The sequence below is a fragment of the Photorhabdus cinerea genome, from assembly GCF_011189575.1.
Lineage (GTDB): Bacteria > Pseudomonadota > Gammaproteobacteria > Enterobacterales > Enterobacteriaceae > Photorhabdus > Photorhabdus cinerea.
Genome location: NZ_PUJW01000073.1, coordinates 1 through 4,156 on the forward strand (window position 1 = coordinate 1; position 4,156 = coordinate 4,156).

Sequence of the window (4,156 nt, forward strand, 5' to 3'; positions counted from 1 at the left end):
CTGGAAAACTGATGCCTTTATTCAATGATCCCGATGGACGCAAAGAAGATATTTATTTACTGCGGGCACTTGCTCACCCGCCAGCAAAATTAACAGCATTTATATCGTTATTGCAGGAGTGGCTTGCTAAGACGATTTAGTCTTGGAAGAAGGATAATTAGACCCTTTCAAGGATCATTGCGATACCTTGCCCAACACCAATGCACATGGTACATAAAGCCAATTTTCCTTGTTGCCGATGTAGTTGATAGACGGCATTTGCCAAAATTCTTCCTCCAGATGCCCCTAGTGGGTGGCCCAGAGAAATGGCTCCACCATTACAGTTAACATGAGGAGCATCCCATCGAATATTAAGTTCTTTCATTACAGCTAGAGCTTGTGCAGCAAATGCTTCATTAATTTCGATAATATCCATATCCTCAATTTTTGTTCCGGACATAGCTAAGGCTTTTTTAACGGCTGGAATTGGCCCTATCCCCATAATTTCAGGATGAACTCCTGCTGTTGCCGTGACAAGAATTTTTGCTAGAGGTTTTAGCTGATATTTATCACATGCTATCTTACTGGTAATGAGTAGGGCGCTAGCACCATCATTGATTCCAGAAGAGTTTCCCGCGGTAATTGTTCCCTCTTTTTTCACGATTGGCCGTAATGCGGTTAGTTCCTCTAATGATGTTTTCCTTGGATGTTCGTCTTTGGAAAAGATTATTGTATCACCGGCCTTGCCTGGAAGAATAATGGGGATAATCTCATCCTTGAAAAATCCATTTTCCTGTGCAAGTAATGTTCGTAGTTGACTTTGTAAAGCAAATTTGTCTTGCTCTTGTCTTGAGATAGAGTAACGTTCGGCAAGATTTTCTGCGGTTTCAGGCATTGTGTGGACACCATATATTGCTTTCATTCGAGGATTAATAAACCTCCATCCCATCGTTGTGTCTTCAATTTCCATATTTCTGGCAAAGCTTTTATGTGCTTTCCCCATGACATAAGGAGCTCTTGTCATACTTTCTACTCCTCCTGCAATTATTAAATTGGCTTCACCTGATTTGATGGTTCTTGCCGCCATAGCAACAGCATCAAGCCCAGACCCGCAGAGTCTGTTTATGGTTGTACCAGGTACTTGTTCAGACAAGCCAGCCAGTAATAATGCCATTCGTGCTACATTGCGATTATCTTCTCCAGACTGATTTGCACATCCAAGAATTACATCATTGATATGTATACTTTCTAATTGGGGATGTCTTTTCAAAAGCCCTTGAATAGTTAGTGCTGCTAGATCATCGGTCCTAACCTGAGATAATGATCCGCCATATTTTCCAAATGGGGTTCTTACTGCATCACATATATAAGCTTCTATCATAATTATTTTCTTCAATTTATATAGTTTTATGATTATATCTATAGAAAGATGGTCTATTGATTAGTTAACTAAGCATTTGATTGTATGGTCTTTAATTATTGGTGATGGGATAAACTCCTGTTCAATAAGATAATCAATATAAGTTTTTAGTAGATCGTATTTAACCCTTGGGAAATCAATAGTTTCTTTTTTACAAATTTCAGCTGTTTGTTCATAGTGAAATTTCTTAATTTCACGACCAAAACGCAAGATTTTTTCATGGGCCCCAGGAATACCATAAAGAGAAAAAAGCCTATATAGCGGGCTATCTTCACCATCTTGGAGTAATCTTTTCTGCCATTCATAGAATTCTAGAAATTCGATCCTATAACCGTAACTCTTTAACCAATTTATGATTTCGTTCCAATGGATTAATTCCTTATAGTTAAACAGGTTGAAAACATGTCCTCCTTCCGTGGTAAATATTGGCAGATTCATGAATTCAATTGTTTTATCTATTGGTGTAAGATTAATAGTACGGTTCAGAATCGGAGCATATCCCATTTGGATACAGCTTTTAATAAAGAGCATAAACTGATTGTTTTTGTATAGTGAAATCCCTGTTTTGCTATTGCCTGAAATGTAGCCTAGACGAAAAATATTTGTTTTACCACCACTGTTATGATGTTCTCTTAAAATCTTTTCAGCTTCCCATTTAGATAAAAGATATCCCATATCTGAAAGTAGTGGTTTGCTATCAGGAAAGTTCTCAACATATTTGTCATTATCGTCCTGAGCTACAGCTGATCCTAACGTGGAAACAAAATTTACTACTTTATCCTTTCCTTCTTTAGACAGCTCTACTATGTCTCTGACGCTATCAACATTAGCGCTTTTAAGAATGTCATAGGATCTGATATGGTTTACTCTTGCTGCAATATGATGGATAACATCGATTTCATTTGATAAGTATGTCCATACTTTAGGAACAAGGCCAAATTTTTGTTTTGTAATGTCTCCTTCTATTATTTCTATCTTTGATGGGTCTTTTAGGTTGTACTTATATGTTATTGAAAATTTTTCATATGCATCCTCTATCCTTTTTATCGGATTAAGTTTATCAACATCTCGAATTATGATAAAAATTTTTCCATATGCTTCAGTTTTTATTAATTCATCGAGCATATATGCACCGATGAAACCTGTTGCTCCGGTCAATAAAATATTTTTTTTCATTACTACTATACCTCATTATGCATAAAATTTTATAATCTATTTGTTTTATTCATTTTGTGAATATGTATTTTATGTATAAGTGATTTGCAAAAAATGCAAAGATATATTTCATAGACGTATCCGACTAGTAAGTTAAATTTTTCAGAAGGGTAGTCAGTTGGTATAGTAGGTATCTTTCTCTCCACAGGAAAATGCATTATGAAATACAAATAACTGACTTGATAAGAACGATATCAGATTGAAATTATAAAGAAAATCGGTAATTCTATAAAATAGTATCAACCCTATTGAGAGAAGGAATTGCATTACCACATACATTGGGATTACTGGCGCATAAAACCGTGGTAGTAACAATATTAGCCCCGAACGGTATTGAATGGGACAAAGAGAAAAAAGAGATGGCGAACGTTATTTTCCTGCTGGCGATAAGTAAAGCGGAATATGAAGAAGCAATGACAATTTATGATCTATTTGTGACTTTCTTACGCGAGAAAGCAACAAAAAGATTATTGAATAGCCAAAGCTTTTATGATTTTCAGGTTATCGCCAAAGATAGTTTGGGGCGTAGTGTGTGAGATCATGTTTGCTTGCTGTTATTTGAGCTAAACAGAACCTTCAGAGCGGCTAATAATGCGCATCCACCACCGCTGAAAGCGACACCATACCAGGAAAAATGCCAGGCTGCGACAGCGCCCAAAGAAGAACCTATTGCGCCACCGGCGAAATAACAGGTCATAAATACAGTATTTAGCCGACTGCGAGCATCAGGTAATAATGTATACAACCGTGTTTGATTTGCTACTAAACTCGCTCTGCTGCCAAGATCCAGCAAAATAATACCCACGAATAAAAACAAAATACTATGGCGAGTTCCACTAATCAGACACAAGGATAATGTCACCAATAAAGCACCGGCGGCAACAATGGCTCTTCCACCGAAGCGATCTGTCAATGAACCTATTATTGGCGAGGCTAGCATTCCTACCATGCCCGTTAAGCCAAAAAGACCGGCGATATCGCTTCCCCAACCGTAAGGCGGTTGGGAAAGCAATAAGGCCAGAGAACCCCATAGTGTATTAAAAGCGGCAAATAATAAAAAACCGGATAATGCTGCTTCACGCAGAAGGGGTTGTTGCTTTACTAACTTACCGAGTGAAATAAGGAGTTGGCTATAAGTCATAGTATGTGGTGTTTCTATTTCTGGCAGCACAAACCAGACCAGAAAAAACAGGAAGATATCAATTAAAGCTGCCAATATAAACATTTCACGCCAGCCGAAATGCTCTCCGATTGCACCACTCAATGTTCTGGCAAGCAGTGCTCCCGCGAAAAGGCCACTCATCAGATTTCCTACAGTTCGGCCCCGTTTTTCTGGTATTACCCAACCAGATACGGCGGGAATAATAATTTGTGCTGAAATAGAAGTTAGCCCTAAGGTTAAACTACCTATGAGCAACCATGTGAAATTAGCAGCTTTGGCACATAAGATAAGGCTGACTATATTGCCGATTAAGAGGCAAAAAATCAGTTTTCGACGGTTTAGCGTATCACCAAGCGGTCCAAAAAAGAGAAGTCCCGTGG

The 4,156-nt window shown here is 38.1% G+C and carries 3 protein-coding genes and 1 pseudogene; 1 reads left to right on the forward strand and 3 read right to left on the reverse strand.

The window, feature by feature from the left end; translation table 11 throughout:
- Window positions 1–157: 157 nt before the first annotated feature.
- Both pcaF and C5469_RS22385 read right to left on the reverse strand, forming a co-directional pair.
- Window positions 158–1,360: a 3-oxoadipyl-CoA thiolase gene (gene pcaF / locus C5469_RS22380; RefSeq protein WP_166310849.1), complete on the reverse strand. Its 1,203-nt coding sequence runs from the start codon at window positions 1,358–1,360 to the stop codon at window positions 158–160.
- A gap of 60 nt (window positions 1,361–1,420) precedes the next feature.
- Entirely contained in the window at window positions 1,421–2,575 is a 1,155-nt protein-coding gene (locus C5469_RS22385; RefSeq protein ID WP_166310851.1) for a thioester reductase domain-containing protein, read from the reverse strand.
- A 272-nt stretch (window positions 2,576–2,847) separates the two neighbouring features.
- On the opposite strand from C5469_RS22385, the pseudogene C5469_RS22390 reads away from it, so the two are divergent.
- Window positions 2,848–3,150 (forward strand): annotated as a pseudogene (locus tag C5469_RS22390) (PTS sugar transporter subunit IIA); the annotation flags it as partial.
- A 2-nt stretch (window positions 3,151–3,152) separates the two neighbouring features.
- Here C5469_RS22390 and C5469_RS22395 read toward each other — a convergent pair.
- Window positions 3,153–4,156, reverse strand: a 1,004-nt coding sequence (locus C5469_RS22395; RefSeq protein WP_166310853.1) for an MFS transporter, incomplete at its 5' end; no start/stop codon positions are given.